The organism is Williamsia phyllosphaerae (assembly GCF_014635305.1).
Classification (GTDB): domain Bacteria; phylum Actinomycetota; class Actinomycetes; order Mycobacteriales; family Mycobacteriaceae; genus Williamsia_A; species Williamsia_A phyllosphaerae.
In genome coordinates, this window is record NZ_BMCS01000002.1 from 679,241 (window position 1) to 698,239 (window position 18,999).

Here is an 18,999-nt window from a genome sequence, read left to right on the forward strand (position 1 = left end):
TCAGGGACGAACCTGGTTCAGGTTCACCGACATGTTCGACACGTTGACCGCGGCGTTCTGGCTGGTCTGGCCGGTGACGTCGGCGAACGCGACGGTGACCTTGACGACCACGACGTGCGGTGCGTTCGGGGTGATGGTGACGATGCTGCCGCTGGTGGCCGCGGCGCCGTCGACTGTGGCGACCGGGGTCACGGTCACGCCGGTGGGCAGCGCACCCGCGGTGCCGGTGTTGACGGTGACCTGGGCCTTCATGTTCTTACCGGTCGCCGACGCGTTGTACGTCGTGGTGTACTCCCAGGTGTCACGGGGGACGAGGAAGTCGGTCAGCGGGTTGACCACGGTGCCGCCCACGATGCCGTCGGCGGAGACGTCCTTCCAGGCCGGGGTGCCCGAAGCGGTCAGCTTCAGCTCACCGGTGGTGACGTTGCCGGGAGTGTTCGTGGCGGAGTCGCTCCACAGTGCGTAGGAACCCGCACCTCCGAGCAGTACGACAACAGCGGCTCCGGCGGCAATCGCGCCCTTGGCATTACGGTTCATCTTCTCAACCTCGTAAAAGTGCAGGCAGCAGGTCTAGCCGCCGATCGGATCGGTGGTGAGGTCATTGGCGTGTGAAATCGGACCTCTGCCGCGATGTTGCACCAGACGAACGCTCGTGTCCTGAGTTTGCCTTACTCAATCCAAACTGGACTCACATGAATCTCGTTGTGTACTTCGTCCTGACCGGTTCAGGCGTTACACACCAATCTCAGATGTCACGCCTGGGCCTGTGACCTGCAGGTCAGCGGTTTGATCCCCCCAGTTCGACACCAACCGTGAGCTGTACAGAAGCACCTTCCGGGACATCTTTCGGGGGTGTAGCGGTCATCATCGCCCTGATCTCCCACGGCGAGACCTGCCGCCCGATCGATGTCCACACGCGGATCTGGTCCACCGCGGACACGACCGCGTTCGCATCCAGACCGGAGGCCGCGCGGGTCACGGTGACCGTTGCCTCGCCACCGTTGGCATCCGCCGCTGCGTCGACCTCGACGATCGGGTCCCCGCCGGCGGTGGCGACGGCGAACCGGTGGGTGTCGAAGCGGAACGCCTGACCCCGTCGAAACGTCATTCCTTGCGCCGTCACCTCGATCGGGCCTCCGAACCGGACCGCGAACACGAACAGCGCGACGGCAGCGACGAGAAGTCCGGCGCCGGCGACCAGGACCAGCGGCGTGTCGATCTCGCCGGTCGCAAACTGGATCGCGATGGCCACCCCCATCACGGCCACCGCGACAGCGGTCCACACGACGCTGTTGCGACACCACCGCTGTCGGTGGAAGACCACGGTCTCACCGACGATGTCGCCGCGCGCCTCGGGCGGGATCAGGAACGTCAGGCGGGATGCAGCGAGAGCGAGGGCGAACAGCGCACCACCGGGCCGTCCGAACGCGACGAGGGCGAAGGCGACGAGCACGCCGGTCACGGCCCACGGGCTCGCGGCTCGCGTCGCGGACTGAGCACGCGGTGCCATCTGCCGCCAGGTGAACGTCACCGACTGGACCTGATTCACGTCTGCCTCTCCGTCGCGCCACGCGGGGTGTGGTGCTTCACAGAGTTGGAGAACGGTGACGGGGTCGAATGTTCCCGGGGTCGGCGCCGTGTGCGTCCGAAAACGGACAGGATCTGGTTTGATCCGCGCGATCACTCCAGCGAGTAGGCCAACGCACCCAACGTGTCCTGGGCGGAAAACTGCGGCCGCCAACCCAATACGTCGTGCGCCTTCGTGGTGTCCATGACGACCGAGGTACGCCCGATGTGGATCCACTCGGCGGCCGAGGGCATGAATGGCAGCCGCTTGACCGCCTCCGCCGCGACCTTCACGCCGATCTTGGGGAACGGGACCGGCCGGGCGCCGAGCGCCTCACCGATCTCCGAGAGACTGACCGTGCCCTCGCCGGCGATGTTGTAGGCGCCCGCGGGCGCGTCCGTGGTCGCGCACAGGGCGATCGCCTGCGCGACGTCGTCGTGGTGCACCAGCTGCACGGGCACACCGTGGTCGGGCATCGGCATCTTCAGGATCGGCACTGCGCCGATCACCGACTGCGCCACCCCGGGCAACGCGCGCCACGGCATCGCGTCGGCCAGGGCGGGCGCCTTGGGTCCGGCGACGATGCAGGGGCGCAGCATGTACAGCTCGAGGTCGGTGCCGTCGACGATCTCGGCGATCGCGTCCTCGCAGTCTGCCTTCTGCGCGGAGTAGTAGTGCTCCTGGCTGCCGCGGATCGGGGTGTCCTCGGTGAGCGGCAACGGGTTGTCGGAGTGATAGCCGTACGCGACGACCGATGAGGTGTAGACCATCCGCGTCGGCCGCTTCGCGTCGACGGTCGCCTGGAACACCGTCTTCGTCCCGGCCAGGTTGATCCGCGCCGCCTCGTCGCGCGAACCGATCACGATGAACGCCAGATGGATGACGACGTCGGCGTCGGCGACCAGCGCGTCGACGGCCTCACGGTCGAGGATGTCGCCCTGCCGATACTCCGTCTTGGTCCAGCCGTGCTCGCTCGGGTCAAACGGTCGTCGGGCCATCCCGATGATCCTGTCGACCTTCGAGTCGGCCTCCAAGGCCGTCACCGCCGAGATACCGATCTCACCTGTCGGACCTGTCACCGCCACCGTCAATCCCATTGCACCACTGTGGCACGAGGCCGGGGACCTCGTCGGCATATCAGGCGGCGTGCACACTCGAGGGGTGACCTCGACACAGAAATCCGTAGGCCCCGACCGGATCGTCCGCTACGGCGACCACCCCGACCAGCACATCGCCGTGCGCACACCCAGAGCGACGCCCCGATGGACCGCGGTGCTCGTCCACGGCGGGTACTGGCGCTCGCCGTACAAGCTGGATCTGATGGACCCGATGGCCGACTCGCTGTCAGCGCACAACGTGGCTACCTGGAACGTCGAGTACCGACGACCCGATGAGCACGGTTGGGCGGCCACGACGGCTGATCTCGCAGCGGCGCTTCAAGCGGTCGAGGTGGACACCCCGATCGTGGTCATCGGTCACTCGGCGGGCGGTCAGCTCGCGCTGCGCGGGGTGGCCGACCTGCCCGTCGGGTCGCGTCCGACGCTGGCGGTGTCGTTGGCCGGGGTCATCGACCTCGAGCGGGCGGACCAGTTCGACATGGGCGACGGCGCCGTCGCCAACGCGCTCGGACACCACTGGAGCGGCGACTCCCCCGACGACGTCGCGTCATCACCCCGACACCGCCTGCCGCTCGGCATCCCGCAGATCGTCGCCTGCGGCCTCGACGACGACCCGCACCTGCTCGACTTCAGCCGCGACTACTCCGCCGCAGCTCTGACGGCCGGGGACGTGCTTACCGAGATCCACTCGGCAGGGGACCATTTCGACATCATCGACCCGGTCGCACCGTTGTGGGCCGAGGTCCTCGCCGGCATCGAGCTCGCGCTGGGTTCAGGACGCGTGGACGCTTAGTTCGTCGCGGATCGCCTCGATGCCGAGGCGGACCTCGTCGAACGTGGTGCTCAGCGGACTGAGTCCGAGTCGGATGCCGGTGGGACCACGGAAGTCGGGAATGATGCCGCTGCGCCAGAGCCGCGGGGTGATCGCGCGGAACGCCGGGTGGTCGATGGTGATGTGACCGCCGCGTTCGGCCGGGTCCCGCGGCGTGGACACCTCGACGTCGAACGGCGTGAGCAGCTCGTCGACCAGTTCGAGAGCGAACGACGTGAGCGCCACCGACTTCGCGCGGACGGCCTCGACCCCGACCTCCTCGATCAGATCGAGCATGTCGGCCATCGGGAGCATCCCGAGGACCGCCGGGGTGCCGCTCAGGATGCGTCGGATGCCCTGCGCGGGAACGTAACCCTGTCCCATCTCGAACGAGTCGGCGGCACCCATCCAGCCCCAGATCGGTTGGACGATGTCGTCGAGATGTCGCTGGGCGACGTAGGCGAACGCGGGCGCACCCGGACCTCCGTTGAGGTACTTGTAGGTGCAGCCGACGGCGAGGTCGACGTCCCAGCCGTCGAGGTCCATGGCCACCGACCCGGCGGAGTGGCAGACGTCGAGCAGGACGAGCGCGCCGTGGGTGTGGGCGAGCCCGGTGATGGCCTGGGCGTCGAGCAGATGCCCGGACCGGTAGGCGACATGGCTGATGAGCACCAGCGCGGTTCTGTCCGAGATCACCTCCGCCACAGCGTCGGCCGTGACGCCACCGTCGAACGGCGGGTCGATCCATCGGAGTACCGCGCCGGTCTCGCCGGCGATGCCCTCGGCGAGGTAGCGGTCGGTGGGAAAGTTGCCGCGGTCGAGGACGATCTCGGTGCGGTCGGCGCGCAGCGCGAGAGCCGCGCGCATGAGCTTGTAGAGCAACACCGTCGTGGAATCCCCGACCACGGTCTGACCCGGTTTGGCGCCCAGGGTGACGGCGCCGATGCGGTCACCGAGAGTGAGCGGTAGCTCGAACCACCGTTCGTCCCACCCGCGGATCAGACGGCCACCCCACTCGTCGTCGACAAATGTGCGCATCCGTTCCGCGGTCACCCGCGTGGGCCGTCCGAGCGAGTTGCCGTCGAGGTAGGCCTGCACTCCCCCGCCGGTGACGAAGCGGTCGACGAAGGGACGCAGCGGGTCTGCGGCGTCGAGGGCGGCGGCTCGGTCCTCGGTGGTCATCGATACTCCTCATCGGGCGGTGATTTTCACCGTACGTGCCCAACTGGCGGATGTACGTGCCCAACTGGTGGGTTTAGGTGCCCAACTGGCGGAGTGGGAGCTTGTCGTCGGCCTCGACCATGATCGTGCGGGTCAGCTCGCGGAACTGGTCGAACTGTCCGCGCGACCCGTACTTCGCCCGCAGCGACGCATGCGACCCGAATTCGGCTGCGGCCGCGATCGAATTCGCCTCACCCAGGTACCCGGGCAGGACGTTCTGGATGGTCGAGTCACGGCGGAGTCGGGTGACGGTCTCCTTGTGTACCGACGAGTTGGCCTTGAACTTGGTGATCACCACTCCGAGTTCGACGATTCGCCTGCCGATCTCCTCGCCGAAGCGCCCGATGTAGGTCTGCACCTGCGGGATGCCGTAGGTGGACAGCACATCCGGGATGGTCGGGATGATGTACCCGTCGGCCATGGCCAGACCGTTCAACGTCACCGGACCCATGTTGGGCGGGCAGTCGATCAGCACGTAGTCGTACTGGTCGACCACCAGCTCCAGGGCGTCGCGAAGTGCTGATACCCCGGCGAGGGTGTCGTCGCGGCGAACCCGCATCGCGCTGAGTTCCTCAGTGACCTCGATCAGGTCGAGCGACGACGGGATGAGGTCGAGTCCGGCGACCCCGGACACCGTCGACACGTCGCGCTGCAAGGTGTCCGGCAGTGAGAACTCCGACGTCTGATCGACCGCGTCGGCGAACACAGTGGCGAGCGTGTGTCCTGCGGCGTTGAGCTTCACCCAGCGTTCGTCGCCGAGGAACATCGTCGTCAGGTTGATCTGCGAGTCGAGGTCGACGACGAGGACGCGACGGCCGAACTCGCCGGCCATGAACTCGGCGACGCCGGCGGTGACCGTCGTCTTCCCGACGCCGCCCTTGAGGCTGATCGTCGCGATCACCGAGGTCATCGAGCAGTCCGCTCGGCCCGACGTGGTCGCATACCGTCGAGACTAAATACGACATCACGTCACCGCGACCGGATCGTGCAGACTCGGCTCGCTCAAGCCCCTCGGCCGTCGATCAACTCCGGGGGCGTCCATGTCGGCCAATCGGGGTACCCGGTGAGGCGACCGTGCGAAAAGTTCGCGACCACACGGAATGGGTGCGCCGCCCTCGTGTTCTCGTAGACGTTGGCCTGGTCGGACTCGTCGATCGCGGTACGTACCAGAGTCCACAATCGGCCGAACCGCTCGCGAACCTTGCCCTCAGGTACCCAGTGCCCACCGTTGGTCACCCGATCAACCACGCGAGCGACAGCCAACTCCTCCGGGATCAACACCACGTGCAGCGTCACCTGGAAGCCTGCCGTGTGGGCAGACCTGATGAGCATCAGCTTCGATTCGTGTGAGAACACTGTCTCTGCGACGAACGAGAGGCGCTCATCGATGCGACGCTGTCGTTCCCGCGAGGCCAACGTAGCGGCTTCATAGGCGTGGGCAGCGGCGTCACCGGGCCAGAGCTCTGCTGCAATGATGTCGGCATTCACAAACGGAAGATCGGTCACGGGACGCAGGATCTCGTCGTGGAATGTGGTCTTCCCTGCGCCATTTGGTCCGACGATGAGGTGCAGAACGGGGTCGGAGGTCAAGCCTGTCGCGAATCCTGATCGCGAGCGGGATGACGAACGACGTTGCCGTCATCGTCCAATTCGACGTACGACCGGCCTTCACGATCGAACTTCTCGGCCAGGTTCAGATCTGTACGGCGTTCAGCGGTACGTTCAGCCCATTCGGCTCGGACGACCGCTTGTTCGTGGACAGTCAACTCGTCGTACTGTCGGTGACCGTCGAGCACCTCGGCGATGTCTCGGTGCGCAACGGTCGGAGAGGCCTCCAGCTCACGTCCGATGCGCGCCCAATGTGCGATTTGCTGTGCGGCGCTGCGGCTCATCACCCCGCCTACGAGCTTTGCGGAGGTGTACAACTCGTCGTCGACTCGTGTCGGAGATGTGGTTGCCATGTGATGTCGCCTCCTTGATTCAGCAAGTGTAGCAATCTGCAACGGGAGGAGCGTCTGTTCTCGAGACCCCTCAGTTCACCCGACCGGGCGCACCCACCGATTTGCGCCATGCGCTGAACGAGCGGACCGGCGCCCGACCCGGACGGACCAGCCACGGCCACGGGTGGATCTCGACCGGTTCGACGCGTCGGGAGATGGACTGCCATCCCGGTACCGGGGCCCACGTCGCGGCCACCGAGCGGTCGGCGAGTTCGTCGGCGACCACGCCGCGTCGGACCTCGACATCGCGGCGTTGCGCGAGGTCACCCAGGCATTCGGCCAAGAAGACCAACCGTTTGCCGGACAGTCGCAACCGCTGCAGCAGCGGCTCGTCGAACACGAACACCGCGGGCAGCGTCGGGTTGGTGTCGAGGGCGGGGTCGGTGTCGCCGAGGGATTCCGCGGTCAGCCACACCGCGTCGGCGTGACCCGGGCCCTCGACCTCGTCGGGTCCGGCGGGGATGTCGGCGGCGCCGAGGTACGGGCCGTCGACGGACGGACCGGTCGCATCCGACGGCCAGCCCTCGATGGGGCAGTTGTCCGACAGCGAACACTCCCGGCACAGCGCGGGCGCCCGCTTGTTCACCTGCCAGCGACTGAACCCGTACGGCTTGCCGGAGCCGGTCCCGATCGTCCACTGCCAGCCGAGCCGGTTGGCCGCACGCGACCCGTCGAGTAGGTGCGCGAACATCTCGTCCTCACCGTCGCGCCAGGTTGCCCCGGCGCGCACGGCCCACTGCGACGACAGCCACATCCGCGTCTGGTTCACCAGCCACCCCTCGGTGTGCAGCTCCCCGACGACGGTCTCCATGCACTTCATGTCGTCGGGCCACGGGTTGTCAGTCCACCGCGATCCCGCGCCGGCACGAGGCTGGTCGCGTCGCAGTGAGGCCCCGAGGTCGCGACCCACCCGGGCGTAGAGGTGGCGGGCGTACTCCTGCCACATCAGCTCGTCGCGGTAGCGACCCTTGTCGCGGCCCGGCGCGTCGGACACCGCGTCCCACACGGTTCGCAACGGCAGCAGGCCGTGGCGGATGTAGGGCGACATCCGGCTCGCACCGCGTCGATCGACCGGCAGCACGGTGCTGCGATCACGCGCGTACCCGGTGATGTCGACACCGGCCAACGCGGTGTCGGCCGCGACCTGTCCCCCGGTGAACCCTCCCGCGGTGATGTCGGTGGGGCTTTCACGAGCGAGGTCGCCGAGGTGCTCGGCGACCCAGGCGATCGATTCACCGTGGTCGGATCCGGACGCGGGCGCGGGAGGTGTGGGCAGTAGAGGCATGTCTATCCCGTGGTCAGTGGCAGGTGCATCACGTGCAGGCCCACCCGACCGTGCCGGGCGCTGTCGAAGGCGCCCGGCACGGTTCCGATGATGTCGAAACCGAGGCTCTGCCACAGCGCGACGGCTGCGGTGTTCGTCTCGACAACGGCATTGAACTGTATGGCCGCGAACGCTTCTTGCCGATGCCAGTCGATCACGTACTCGCCGAGCAACCGCCCGACGCCTGATCCGCGTGCGTCGGGCGAGACCATGAAGCTCGCCGTCCCGACATGCGCGCCGCGCGCGGGCCGGTTCGGCCCCATCGTCGCCGTGCCGAGCACGCGCTCACCGTCGACCGCGACGACGACGTGCGACGTCGGGCCGCCGAGCCACACGCCGCGGGACTCGTCGCTCGACCATGCGGGGTCGAACGCGTAGGTCTCCCCGTCGGCGACGATCTCGGCGAAGAACGGCCAGATCTGCGGCCAGTCGGTGTCGGTGAAGGGTCGGATCGTCACCGACGCCGACGCGCGTGCTGCGGTCACGCCTCTAGACGATGCGCTTTTCGGGGCTCTTGGTGAGCGATGCATCGCGAATGATGCTGCTGCCCAACGCCTCGTCGATCTTCTTCAGCACGTCGGCGTCGAGGGTGACCTCGGAGGCCTTGACGTTCTCGGTGATCTGCTCGGGGCGCGACGCACCGACGAGCGCGGCGGCGATGTTGTCGTTGGCGAGTACCCATGCGATGGCGAGCTGCGACATCTTGATGCCCAGATCGTCGGCGATGGGCTGCAGTTTCTGCACGTTGGTGAGGACCTCGTCGTCGAGGTAGCGCTTGATCATCTCGTCGCCACCCTTGTCGTCGGTGGCACGCGACCCGGCCGGCGGCGCCTCGCCCGGCTTGTACTTGCCGGTGAGCACGCCCTGGGCGATCGGCGACCACACGATCTGCGAGATGCCGAGCTCCTTCGAGGTCGGGACGACCTTCTCCTCGATGACGCGCCAGAGCGCGGAGTACTGCGGCTGGTTGGAGATGATCGAGAAGCCGGCGTCGCGGGCGAGGATCTGGCCCTCCTGCAGCTGCTCGGCGGTCCACTCCGACACACCGATGTAGAGGGCCTTGCCCGAGCGGACGACGTCGGCGAACGCCTGGATCGTCTCCTCCAGCGGGGTCTCGTGGTCGTAGCGGTGCGCCTGGTAGAGGTCGACGTAGTCGGTGCCGAGGCGCTTGAGTGAGGAGTTGATGCCCTCGCTGATGTGCTTGCGTGACAGGCCGGTGTCGTTGGGGCCGAGCTTGCCGACCGGGAAGTAGACCTTCGTGAAGATCTCCAGCCCCTCGCGGCGCTCGCCCGAGAGTGCCTTGCCCAGCACGGTCTCGGCGGCGCCGTTGGCGTAGACGTCGGCGGTGTCGAAGGTGGTGATGCCGGCCTCGAGGGCAGCGTGCACGCACTTCTCGGCGATGTCGTTCTCCACCTGAGAGCCGTGGGTCAACCAGTTGCCGTACGTGATCTCTGAGATCTTGAGACCGCTGTTGCCGAGGTACCTGTAAGCCATGTGGTGCGTGCCTTCCGTTCGCTTCAGTTCGTGCGGGAGCGCTCGAACGCTTCCCCTCCTTCGACTGTAGGCGCGCGGCCGTCGGGGTCGCCGAAGCGCGGGATGACCGCCGCCCAGGACGCGGTCGGCGGCGAGGATGTGGGCGGGGTTCTTCGGACGGCACGTTCGGCGGGTGCTCAGGGCACGTTCGGTAGGTCGTTGCGGCACGATCGGCGGGTGGTTAGGGCACGGTCGGCGGTAGTACGTTCGGCCGACACCGGCTCGTACCTTTGACCGATATTCGCGTCGTTTGTGGCGGAAACCCTTGACCTCGAGCTCGGTTCACACTGGACTGTGGCGTCATGAACCCGACACTCCGCGAGACGACCGATCGCCTCCCCTGTCTGTCGGCGAACGCAGACTGGTGGTTCGACGAAACACCCCGAGCCCTGCACCAGGCGCAGTCGCTGTGCCGGACGTGCCCGGTCATGGAGCAGTGCCTGGCGGGGGCGCGCGAGCGCCGCGAACCGCACGGGGTGTGGGGTGGCGAGATCTTCTCCAACGGCCGCGTGGTGGGTCACAAACGCGCACGCGGGCGGCCTCCGGGCAACGCCTGAGTTCCACGCCTACTCGAGGAGCGCCCGGATGTCGGCGGCTGCGATCGCGGTGCCGAACTCGTCGCCGTCGTCGATGACGGCGCTGAACAGCTCACGCTTGCGGTCCTGCAGGGCAACGACTTTCTCCTCGATGGTGTCCGCCGACACCAGCCGGTAGACGGTGACCGGTCGGGTCTGACCGATGCGGTGCGCGCGGTCGACGGCCTGGGCCTCGGCCGCAGGGTTCCACCACGGGTCACAGATGAAGCAGTAGTCGGCCTCGGTGAGGTTGAGCCCGAACCCACCCGCCTTGAGGCTGATCAGGAACACCTGCGTGGCGCCCGCCCCGAAGCTCGCGACCTCCGCAGCGCGAGCCTGCGCCGTCATCGACCCGTCGAGATAGCTGTAGGCGATGCCCGCGGCGTCCAACTCCGCGCGGATGATCGCGAGGAACCCGGTGAACTGGCTGAACACCAGTGAGCTGTGACCCTCAGCTATGAGTTCGGGCAGCTGCTCGAGCAGGAAGTCCACCTTGGCCGAGGCGATGTCGCGCATCGACTCGTCGACCAGACCGGCGTGCAGACTCATCTGCCGCAGCATGGTCAGCGACCGGAAGATCGCGAACCGGTTCTTCTCCCAGTCGCCGAGGAGACCGAGGACCTTCTGGCGTTCCCGGGCCAGGCGGGTGTCGTAGGCCCGCCGGTGTTTCGGCGACAGTTGCACCGCCAGCACCTGCTCCTGCTTACCGGGTAGATCCGCCGCGACCTGCTCCTTCTTGCGTCGCAGCATCATCGGTTTGATCCGACGACGCAGCACGGCGAGCCGTTCGGGGTGATGTCCGCTCTCGATGGGTTTGCGGAAGTAATCGGTGAACGGCTGGGGCCGGGGGAACAGGCCCGGTGCGGTGATCGACAGCAGCGACCACAGTTCCATGAGGTTGTTCTCCATCGGGGTGCCGGTGATCGCCAGCTTGAACGGCGCGCGGAGACGGCGTGCACACTGGTGTCCCTTGGAGTTGTGGTTCTTGACGAACTGGGCCTCGTCGAAGATGACTCCAGCCCAGTCGATCTCGTCGTAGGCCTCGATGTCGATGCGCATCAACGCGTACGACGTGACCACGATGTCGGCCTGTGCGACCGAGTGCGCCAACGGGATGCGGCTGCGCGACTGGGTCGCGGTGATGGCCACGGCTGTCAGTTCCGGGACGAACTTGAGGCACTCGGTGAGCCAGTTGCCGACGACGCTCGTCGGAGCGACGACCAGGAACTTCCCCTCGGAACCGCTCTCGACGATGCGGGCGATGACGGCGAGCGTCTGCACGGTCTTGCCGAGGCCCATGTCGTCGGCGAGGATGCCGCCGAGCCCGTTGTCCCACAGGAAGCTCAGCCAGTCCAGGCCCTCCTGCTGGTAGCCACGGAGCGTGGCCTGCAGCATGTCGGGCGGGATGACGCGGTGGTGCGGGCGTGCCGAACTCAGTCGCGCCATCCGCTCTCGCCAGGCGTGCGTCTGCTCGTCGACCACTCCGAGCGAGAGCAGTTCCTCCCACAGGGTGACGTTCCCGGAGGCGGCACGAACCCGCCCCGACTCGATCTCGCCCAGCGAGCGCCCCTCGGCCATCAACTCACCGATCCGGCTCAGCTCCGGGGAGTCGAGCGGGAAGTAGACGCCGGACGGGAGCAGCATGTGCGTGGCACCGTCGGCGAGTTCGGTGAACACATCGGCGATGGGTACGCGATGGTCGTCGACGTTCACGGTGACCTGCAGGTCGAACCAGTCGTTCGGCGATGCACCGGCCTCGAGGTCGGTGGCGTCGTCCTCGGACAGTGCGAACCCCACGAGCGGATCGCTCTGTGCAGCAGCGAAATCTGAGGCGCGGGCGTCGACGGACACGACCAGTTCCGGATGGGCGGTCACGAGTTCGGGCAGCAGCTCCACGCAGAGGCGGGCGGTCTCCAGTGCGGTGAGGTGCACACCGGCCAGCAGCGTCGCCGGCGAGCTGGTGACGGCCGCGTCGGCGACAGCCCTCGCGGCCAGGATCCGACCTACCTCGTCGGCGAGCGAGAGGTCGAACCCGTGGCGTATCCGCGTCCGGACGTGATCGCAGGCCTGGCTCTTCCACGTACCCGCCGACGCGGCAACCGATCGCAACGCCGGCGCGAGGGCGTCCCACATCGTCATCTCTGCCGCGGCGCGTCGAAATCCTGCTCCGATCATCGACGCGGTCGGGTCGAAGTCGTGGCCCTGGTCGTTGACGAGATACCGCACGCTCCACCACGCGTGTCCGGTTCCGGTGTCGTCGATGTCGATGCTGAGCACGGCGCGCGGGCCGTCGATGTCGGGCGGGGTGAACGAGCCCTCCGCCACGCGCACCGGGATCGCCGAGGTGAGGCGCGGCAGGAACTCGTCGGCGAACCGCCCGACCGCGTGCGCCGGGACGGCCAGTCCGCCGCCGGTGCCGAACAACTGGGCGAGCGCTCGACCCGGCCTCGGGTCGAACGGGGCCAACGTCAGGACACGACCGTCGGTTCGATGGACCCCGTGGGGACTGGGCGAACCGACCAGATGCGCGTCAGCGGGGTCCCAGGGTCGGTCGTCGACCTCGAGTGCGACCGCGAGGTGGGCGGCGCCATCGGAACCGTCCTGGCCGACGTCGAGTCGGAGGGTCGCGGTGCGGGCGATCGCGATCTCGTCGGCCGACGTCGACGGGTGCGCGATCAACGCGACGCCGGCCTCCCGTGCGTCGGAGAGCAGGCGCCAGATGGTGGGTGGTGCCGTGGACAGGGCGAGCTCGTCGGACTGGGCGTAGGGATGCGCACGGCGGAACTCCAGCGAGATCTCGCGGAGCGCAGCGTACTGGTCGGCGTCGTATTCGGCGGATTGCGCGTTGAACTCGAGGTGTCGCCACGTGAGGCCCGACCGAATCCAGGTCCCGCGTTTGCCGAGGGTGAGCGGCCGCAGGGTCATCCACTCGGCGGCCTGATGACGAGACGGCGCCCGGGTGAGGGCGAACTGCACGGCGATCGGCAGGCCCGCGGACGGTGGGGGTGCCGATTCCGCGATGACGTCGGCGAGGACGGACTCCCAGGGTTCGACCGACACCCACGGGTCGGTCGGGACCACCTGCAACCGAGGCGCCGCCGCGATCAGGACGAGCGCGGCCGCGTGTTTGCAGAACTCGCCCACCGGGCACGTGCAGGATGTCCAGTCGATCTCCCACCCCGCCGCGCCGTCGGTGAACTCCACCCGCACCGCGTACGGACGCGTCCCGTTTCCGCGGCAGGTCCCGGTCAGCACCCGACCACTCGTGTCGAAGTCCGAGCGAACCACCATGCCCCGGTTGGCGTACACCCGGGCACGCGAGAGGGTGCCACTGTCGAAGAACCGGCCCAGGTCGTCCGGGCGGATCTCGGGTGTCGGTGTCAGCACGGGGTGAGCCTAACGACGGAGACCGACTGGCCGGCGGCGTCGATCGTGGTCAGGCCACGTTGTACACAGATGTGGTCGCGTCCCCTGGCCGCCCATGATCAACGGCACGTTCGGCAAGCAGTTTCGGCACGTTCGGCGGGTGATTTGGGCACGTTCGGCGGTCAGGGGACGGGCGACATCTCCTCGTCGTCGATCGGACCGACGAACTGACTGTTGTAGAGCCGGTAGTACGCCCCGCGGGCGGTGAGCAGCTCGTCGTGCGACCCCTGCTCGACGATCTTCCCGCTCTCCATCACCAGGATGGTGTCGGCGTCCCGGACGGTCGACAGCCGGTGTGCGATGACGAAACTCGTGCGGTCGGCACGCAACGCCTGCATCGCCTTCTGGATCAGCAGCTCGGTGCGGGTGTCGACCGAACTGGTCGCCTCGTCCAGGATCAGGACGGTCGGTTGGGCGAGGAACGCACGCGCGATGGTGATGAGTTGCTTCTCGCCCGCGCTCACGCCGCCCCCCTCCTCGTCGATGACGGTGTCGTACCCGTCGGGGAGGATCGAGACGAAGTGATCGACATGACTGACGCGGGCGGCCTCGAGGATGGCCTCCTCGCTCGCGGACGGATCGCCGTAGGCGATGTTGTCGCGGATCGTCCCGCCGAACAGCCACGAGTCCTGGAGCACCATGCCGGTCCGGCTCCGTAGGTCGGCACGTGTCATCGACCTCGTGTCGACACCGTCGACGGTGATCGCACCCGAGTCGACGTCGTAGAACCGCATCAGCAGGTTGACGACGGTGGTCTTGCCCGCTCCGGTGGGTCCGACGATGGCCACCATGTGTCCGGGCTCGGCCGCGAGGGTCAGCCGGTCGATGAGCGGCTGGTCGTCGCGGTACCGGAACGAGATGTCGTCGAACACAACGGCGCCCGACGGCCCACCGGCGCCGACCTCGGGTGAGACCGGCGTCTTCGGATCGGGCGTCTCGTCGTCCTCGTCGAGGATGTCGAAGATGCGTTCGGCCGAGGCGACGCCGCTCTGCATCAGGTTGAACATCGACCCGATCTGGGTGAGCGGCTGGGTGAACTGCCGCGAGTACTGCACGAACGCCTGCACCTCACCGAGGCTCAGCTGACCCGACGCCACCCGCAACCCGCCGACGACGGCGATCGCGACGTAGTTCAGGTTCCCGAGGAACATGATGGCGGGCATGATGATCCCGGAGATGAACTGGGCACGCCAACTCGACTGGTAGAGCGCCTCGTTGCGGTGGTCGAAGCGTTCCTCGACCTCGTCCTGGCGGCCGAACACCTTGATCAGCTCGTGGCCGGTGAAGGCCTCCTCGACCTGGGCGTTGAGGGCGCCGGTGCTCTTCCACTGGGCCATGAAGTGCGGCTTGGAGCGTTTGGCCACCATCGCCGTCGCGAGGACCGCGAGGGGCACGGTGACCAGTGCGATCAACGCCAGCAGCGGCGAGATGACGAGCATCATCACCAGGATCGCGACGACCATCAGCAGCGAGTTGAGCAGCTGGGAGATGGTCTGCTGCAGTGACTGCGACACGTTGTCGATGTCGTTGGTGACGCGGCTGAGCAATTCGCCGCGGGGCGTGGTGTCGAAGTAGCGCAACGGGAGTCGGTGGATCTTGTCCTCGACCTCACTGCGCAGCTCCCGGACAGTCCCCTGCACGGTGATGTTGAGCAGCTGGCTCATCAGCCAGATGAGGACCGCGGCACCGAGGTAGAGGATCAGGACCACGGTCAGCGTCTGGCCGACGGCGCCGAAGTCGACGCCTCGGCCCGGCACGACGTCCATCGACGACACCAGGTCGGCGAAGGTGCCGTTGCCGTTCTCGCGGAGTCGGTTCACCGCCTGCGCCTTGGTGAGGCCGTCGGGCAGTTGTGCCCCGATGACGCCGGAGAAGATGAGATCGGTGGCGTGGCCGAGGATGCGCGGCGACAGCGCGGTGAGCACCACCGAGCCGATGGCCGAGACGACGACGACCGACAGCGAGAGTCGGCGTGCGGCAAGCAGTCCGATCAGTCGTTTGACCGACGGCTTGAACGAGCGGGCCTTCTCGCCGGGCACACCGCCCATCATCGGTCCGCCGCGGGGTCCGCCGACGCCGGCTCCGGGCCGGGTCATCGGGCCTGCTCCACGGACAACTGCGATTCGACGATCTCGGCGTAGGTCGAGCAGCTGCCCAGCAGTTCGTCGTGCGTTCCGGTGCCGACCACGCGCCCGTGTTCGAGCACGACGATCGAGTCGGCGTCGATGATCGTCGAGATGCGCTGGGCGACGATGATCACGCACGCATCCCGGGTGACGGGCTTGAGGGCGGCTCGCAGCTTGGCGTCGGTTGTCAGATCGAGTGCGGAGAACGAGTCGTCGAACAGGTAGATGTCGGGACGACGGATCACCGCACGGGCGATCGCGAGGCGCTGGCGTTGACCGCCGGAGACGGTCGTACCGCCCTGGGCCACCGCGGTGTCGAGTCCGTCGGGCATGTCCCGCACGAAATCGGCGGCCTGAGCGATGGTCAGCGCCTCCCAGATCTCGTCGTCGGTGGCGTCGGACTTGCCGTAGCGCATGTTCGTCGCGATGGTGCCGGAGAAGAGGTATGGCTTCTGCGGGACGAGTCCGATCGCGCTGCGCAGCGTGTCGGGATCGAGGGACCGCACGTCGGTGCCGCCGACGACCACCGATCCGTCGGTGACGTCGATCAGGCGCGGGATGAGTCCGAGCAATGTGGTCTTGCCGGCACCGGTCGACCCCACGACGGCGGTGGTGGTCCCGGCTCGGGCGGTCAGCGAGATGTCGCAGAGCACGGGTTGTTCGGCGCCCGGGTAGTGGAACTGGGCGGATCGGAACTCGACCGATCCGGGGTCCCCGGCGAAGGTCTTCGTCTCGGTAGCGGGCACTACCGAGGTCTCCGTCTCGAGGACGTCGGTGATGCGCTCGGCGCAGACCGCGGCGCGCGGCGCCATCATCGCGAGGAACGACGCCATCATCACGGCCATCATGATCTGCATGACGTAGCTGATCATCGCCGTGAGCGCGCCGATCTCCACCGCGCCCGCCGAGATCCGGTAGCCGCCGTACCAGACGATGGCGACCATCGTGAGGTTCGTGATGACCGTGACCACCGGCAGCATCAGCGCCATCAGCCGTCCGACCCGCAGGGCGGCGGAGGTGAGGTCGTCGTTGGCAGCGCCGAAACGCTTGCGCTCATACGGTTCCCGGACGAACGCGCGCACGACCCGGATGCCGGTGATCTGTTCGCGCAGCACTCGGTTGACGGCGTCGATGCGCTCCTGCATGGCTCGGAAGCCGGGAATCATCTTCGCGATGATGACGGCCATCGATCCACCCAGGACCGGCACCGCGATGATGAGGACGATGGCCAGGCTGCTGCCCACGTGCAGGCCCATGACGATGCCGCCGATGCACATGATGGGCGCGGTGACCAGGATCGTGCAGGCCATGACGCCGAGCATCTGGACCTGCTGGACGTCGTTGGTGGTGCGGGTGATCAGCGACGGGGCGCCGAACTTTCCCACCTCGCGGGCGGAGAAGGTGCCGACGCGATGCATGAGATCGCGGCGGATGTCACGGCCTGCGCCCAGGGATGCCCGGGCGCCGAAATAGCTCGACGCGATGCTGCACAGCACCTGCACCAGCGAGATGCCCAGCATCCACATGCCTATGTCGACGATGTAGTCGGTGTCGCCGCGGGCGATGCCCTTGTCGATGATGTCGGCGTTGAGGGTCGGGAGGTAGAGCATCGCCAACGTCGCCACGAACTGCAGGGCGACCACCGCGGTCAGCTCACGGCTGTAGGCCCGTAGATACGTGCGCAGCAGGCGGATCAGCATCGGGCGCGCGGCCCTGGGACGTACAGGCGATCTGGATTCACCCGGTCGACGCTACCAACGCCGACCACAAGGTGGCGCGTCGTTTTTCCCGGCGCGAGGCGATGTCCGATTCATCGGTCGACCAGCGCGATGGCGCGGGCCGGGCAGCGGTCGACGGCGTCGGCGATCTCGCCGTCGCGGCCCTCGGGCGCATCGGGTCGTACGAAGGAGATGCCCTCGTCCTCGGTCTGATCGAAGACGTCCGGCGCCGCCAGCACGCACTGTCCGGCACCCACGCAGGTGTCGCGGTCGATCTCGATGCTCATCGGTCTGCCTCCGTGTTCCAGGTGACCGGCAGTGCACGCACGCCGTAGACGAACATGTCGTCCTTGAAATCGATCTCGTCCAGGGAGGCGTCCACTGCGAGCGTGGGTACCCGACGGAACAGGGTCGAGTAGGCGATGTCGAGTTCGAGTCGGGCCAGCGCCTGGCCGAGGCACTGGTGGATGCCGAACCCGAAGGCGACGTGGTGTCGGGCGGAGCGGTGGATGTCGAGCTCGTCGGGGTCGCCGTCGAACGCGTCGGGGGCACGGTTGCCAGCGTCGGCCGAGATGATGACGCCGTCGCCCGCGGCCACCTGCGCTCCCCCGATCTCGATGTCCTCGACGGCGACGCGACGCAGGCCCTGGTGCACGATCGTCAGATAGCGCAGCAGTTCCTCGACCGCCGACGCCATCAGGGCCCGGTCGTCGGACTCGCGCAGTTCGGCCAGCTGATCGGGATGACGCAGCAGCGCCAGGGTGCCGAGCGCGATCATGTTGGCGGTGGTCTCGTGTCCGGCGATGAGCAACAGGCTGCACATGTCGGCCACCTCCCCGGCGGTGAGGTGACCGGGCCGGACCTGGTTCACCACCAGGTCACCGATCAGATCGTCGCCGGGGTTGTCGACCGCGGACTCCACCAGGCTCAGCAGATATCCGTTGAGCGCGTCTCGGGCGGCCTCACGGTCGGCCATCGGGGCCGACATCGTCAGCTGCACACTGCTGCACCTCTGGAAGAAGTCGTGGTCGGCGTAGGGCACGCCGAGGAGGTCGCAGATCACCAGTGACGGCAACGGCAGCGCGAACTGCGACACCAGGTCGGCTGATCCCGAGCCGTCCAGCATCTCGTCGAGCAGGTTGTCGACGACTTTCTGGATGGCCGGACGCATGGACTCGATGCGCTTGACCGTGAAGTACTTGATGAGCATCCGGCGCTGCCGCTGGTGCTCGGGGTTGTCCATCGAGATGAAGGACCGCGTCCGGGCCTGGGTGGTGATGCGCGACGGGTAACCCTCGCGGCGGAAATCGGAGCTCAGACGTGGGTCGACGAGCGCCTCGCGCTGCTCCTGATACCCCGTGACCAGCCACGCCGTGGCGCCGGTCTCGATCCGCACCTTCGACACCGGGCCGTTCTCCGTCTGCTCTGCGGGCGGGTCGAACGGACACGTGCGGGCCATCGGATACTCGCGAACCATCTCGGACATCTAGCCTCCCTAATTAATTGCGCTCACCAACTATATGTACTCGTGCGCCGTCGGTTGCGCAACGAACAGATTGCATTTCGTACATTCGCCTCCT

At 67.4% G+C, this 18,999-nt stretch carries 17 protein-coding genes; 2 read left to right on the top strand and 15 right to left on the bottom strand.

Translation table 11 applies throughout. The features are described 5' to 3' along the window. The 3 genes from IEV93_RS17040 to IEV93_RS17050 form a co-directional block, all read right to left on the bottom strand. Complete coding sequence (locus IEV93_RS17040) at window positions 1-537, bottom strand: alternate-type signal peptide domain-containing protein (RefSeq protein ID WP_188491135.1); 537 nt, start codon at window positions 535-537, stop codon at window positions 1-3. A 241-nt stretch (window positions 538-778) separates the two neighbouring features. Next, window positions 779-1,549 (bottom strand): hypothetical protein, encoded by a 771-nt coding sequence (locus tag IEV93_RS17045; RefSeq protein WP_188491136.1) that lies wholly within the window; start codon window positions 1,547-1,549, stop codon window positions 779-781. Window positions 1,550-1,680: 131 nt separating this feature from the next. Then, a complete protein-coding gene (locus IEV93_RS17050; protein ID WP_188491137.1) occupies window positions 1,681-2,664 on the bottom strand; it encodes an NAD-dependent epimerase/dehydratase family protein in 984 nt (327 codons plus the stop codon). A gap of 64 nt (window positions 2,665-2,728) precedes the next feature. Here IEV93_RS17050 and IEV93_RS17055 point away from each other — a divergent pair, with 64 nt between their 5' ends. Next, on the top strand, window positions 2,729-3,478 hold the full coding sequence (locus IEV93_RS17055) for an alpha/beta hydrolase (protein WP_188491138.1): 750 nt from the start codon (window positions 2,729-2,731) through the stop codon (window positions 3,476-3,478). Here the strand turns inward: IEV93_RS17055 and IEV93_RS17060 are convergent. The 7 genes from IEV93_RS17060 to IEV93_RS17090 form a co-directional block, all read right to left on the bottom strand. Next, on the bottom strand, window positions 3,458-4,678 hold the full coding sequence (locus IEV93_RS17060; RefSeq protein WP_188491139.1) for a kynureninase: 1,221 nt from the start codon (window positions 4,676-4,678) through the stop codon (window positions 3,458-3,460). The two genes, IEV93_RS17055 and IEV93_RS17060, sit on opposite strands and share 21 nt — an antisense overlap. Before the next feature lie 73 nt (window positions 4,679-4,751). Further along, window positions 4,752-5,627, bottom strand: a complete 876-nt coding sequence (locus tag IEV93_RS17065) for a ParA family protein (protein ID WP_188491140.1) — start codon at window positions 5,625-5,627, stop codon at window positions 4,752-4,754. A gap of 92 nt (window positions 5,628-5,719) precedes the next feature. Then, window positions 5,720-6,307, bottom strand: coding sequence for an ATPase (locus tag IEV93_RS17070; protein WP_188491141.1), 588 nt, complete (start codon window positions 6,305-6,307; stop codon window positions 5,720-5,722). Next, on the bottom strand, window positions 6,304-6,678 hold the full coding sequence (locus IEV93_RS17075) for a TA system antitoxin ParD family protein (RefSeq protein WP_188491725.1): 375 nt from the start codon (window positions 6,676-6,678) through the stop codon (window positions 6,304-6,306). Before IEV93_RS17075 ends, IEV93_RS17070 begins: the two co-directional genes overlap by 4 nt. A gap of 70 nt (window positions 6,679-6,748) precedes the next feature. Then, on the bottom strand, window positions 6,749-8,002 hold the full coding sequence (locus IEV93_RS17080; protein ID WP_188491142.1) for an FAD-binding domain-containing protein: 1,254 nt from the start codon (window positions 8,000-8,002) through the stop codon (window positions 6,749-6,751). Window positions 8,003-8,004: 2 nt separating this feature from the next. Next, the gene (locus IEV93_RS17085) at window positions 8,005-8,526 is read right to left on the bottom strand and encodes a GNAT family N-acetyltransferase (RefSeq protein WP_229705262.1); all 522 of its coding nucleotides are present in this window, start codon (window positions 8,524-8,526) and stop codon (window positions 8,005-8,007) included. Window positions 8,527-8,530: 4 nt separating this feature from the next. After that, window positions 8,531-9,535 carry an aldo/keto reductase family protein gene (locus IEV93_RS17090; protein WP_188491144.1) on the bottom strand — a complete coding sequence of 335 codons (1,005 nt, stop codon included), beginning with the start codon at window positions 9,533-9,535 and terminating at the stop codon, window positions 8,531-8,533. 341 nt (window positions 9,536-9,876) lie between these two features. Here IEV93_RS17090 and IEV93_RS17095 point away from each other — a divergent pair, with 341 nt between their 5' ends. Continuing rightward, the gene (locus IEV93_RS17095; RefSeq protein WP_188491145.1) at window positions 9,877-10,131 is read left to right on the top strand and encodes a WhiB family transcriptional regulator; all 255 of its coding nucleotides are present in this window, start codon (window positions 9,877-9,879) and stop codon (window positions 10,129-10,131) included. A 9-nt stretch (window positions 10,132-10,140) separates the two neighbouring features. Here the strand turns inward: IEV93_RS17095 and IEV93_RS17100 are convergent, their stop codons facing one another. The 5 genes from IEV93_RS17100 to IEV93_RS17120 all read right to left on the bottom strand — a co-directional run bounded on the left by IEV93_RS17100 (window position 10,141) and on the right by IEV93_RS17120 (window position 18,905). Continuing rightward, the gene (locus IEV93_RS17100; protein ID WP_308691328.1) at window positions 10,141-13,536 is read right to left on the bottom strand and encodes a DEAD/DEAH box helicase; all 3,396 of its coding nucleotides are present in this window, start codon (window positions 13,534-13,536) and stop codon (window positions 10,141-10,143) included. A 161-nt stretch (window positions 13,537-13,697) separates the two neighbouring features. Continuing rightward, window positions 13,698-15,671 (bottom strand): ABC transporter ATP-binding protein, encoded by a 1,974-nt coding sequence (locus IEV93_RS17105; RefSeq protein ID WP_188491146.1) that lies wholly within the window; start codon window positions 15,669-15,671, stop codon window positions 13,698-13,700. After that, window positions 15,668-17,401, bottom strand: coding sequence for an ABC transporter ATP-binding protein (locus tag IEV93_RS17110; protein WP_188491147.1), 1,734 nt, complete (start codon window positions 17,399-17,401; stop codon window positions 15,668-15,670). Before IEV93_RS17110 ends, IEV93_RS17105 begins: the two co-directional genes overlap by 4 nt. A gap of 110 nt (window positions 17,402-17,511) precedes the next feature. After that, a complete protein-coding gene (locus tag IEV93_RS17115) occupies window positions 17,512-17,706 on the bottom strand; it encodes a ferredoxin (protein WP_188491148.1) in 195 nt (64 codons plus the stop codon). Beyond that, window positions 17,703-18,905, bottom strand: coding sequence for a cytochrome P450 (locus IEV93_RS17120; protein ID WP_188491149.1), 1,203 nt, complete (start codon window positions 18,903-18,905; stop codon window positions 17,703-17,705). The genes IEV93_RS17115 and IEV93_RS17120 overlap by 4 nt, the downstream gene beginning before the upstream one ends. Between the last annotated feature and the right edge of the window lie 94 nt (window positions 18,906-18,999).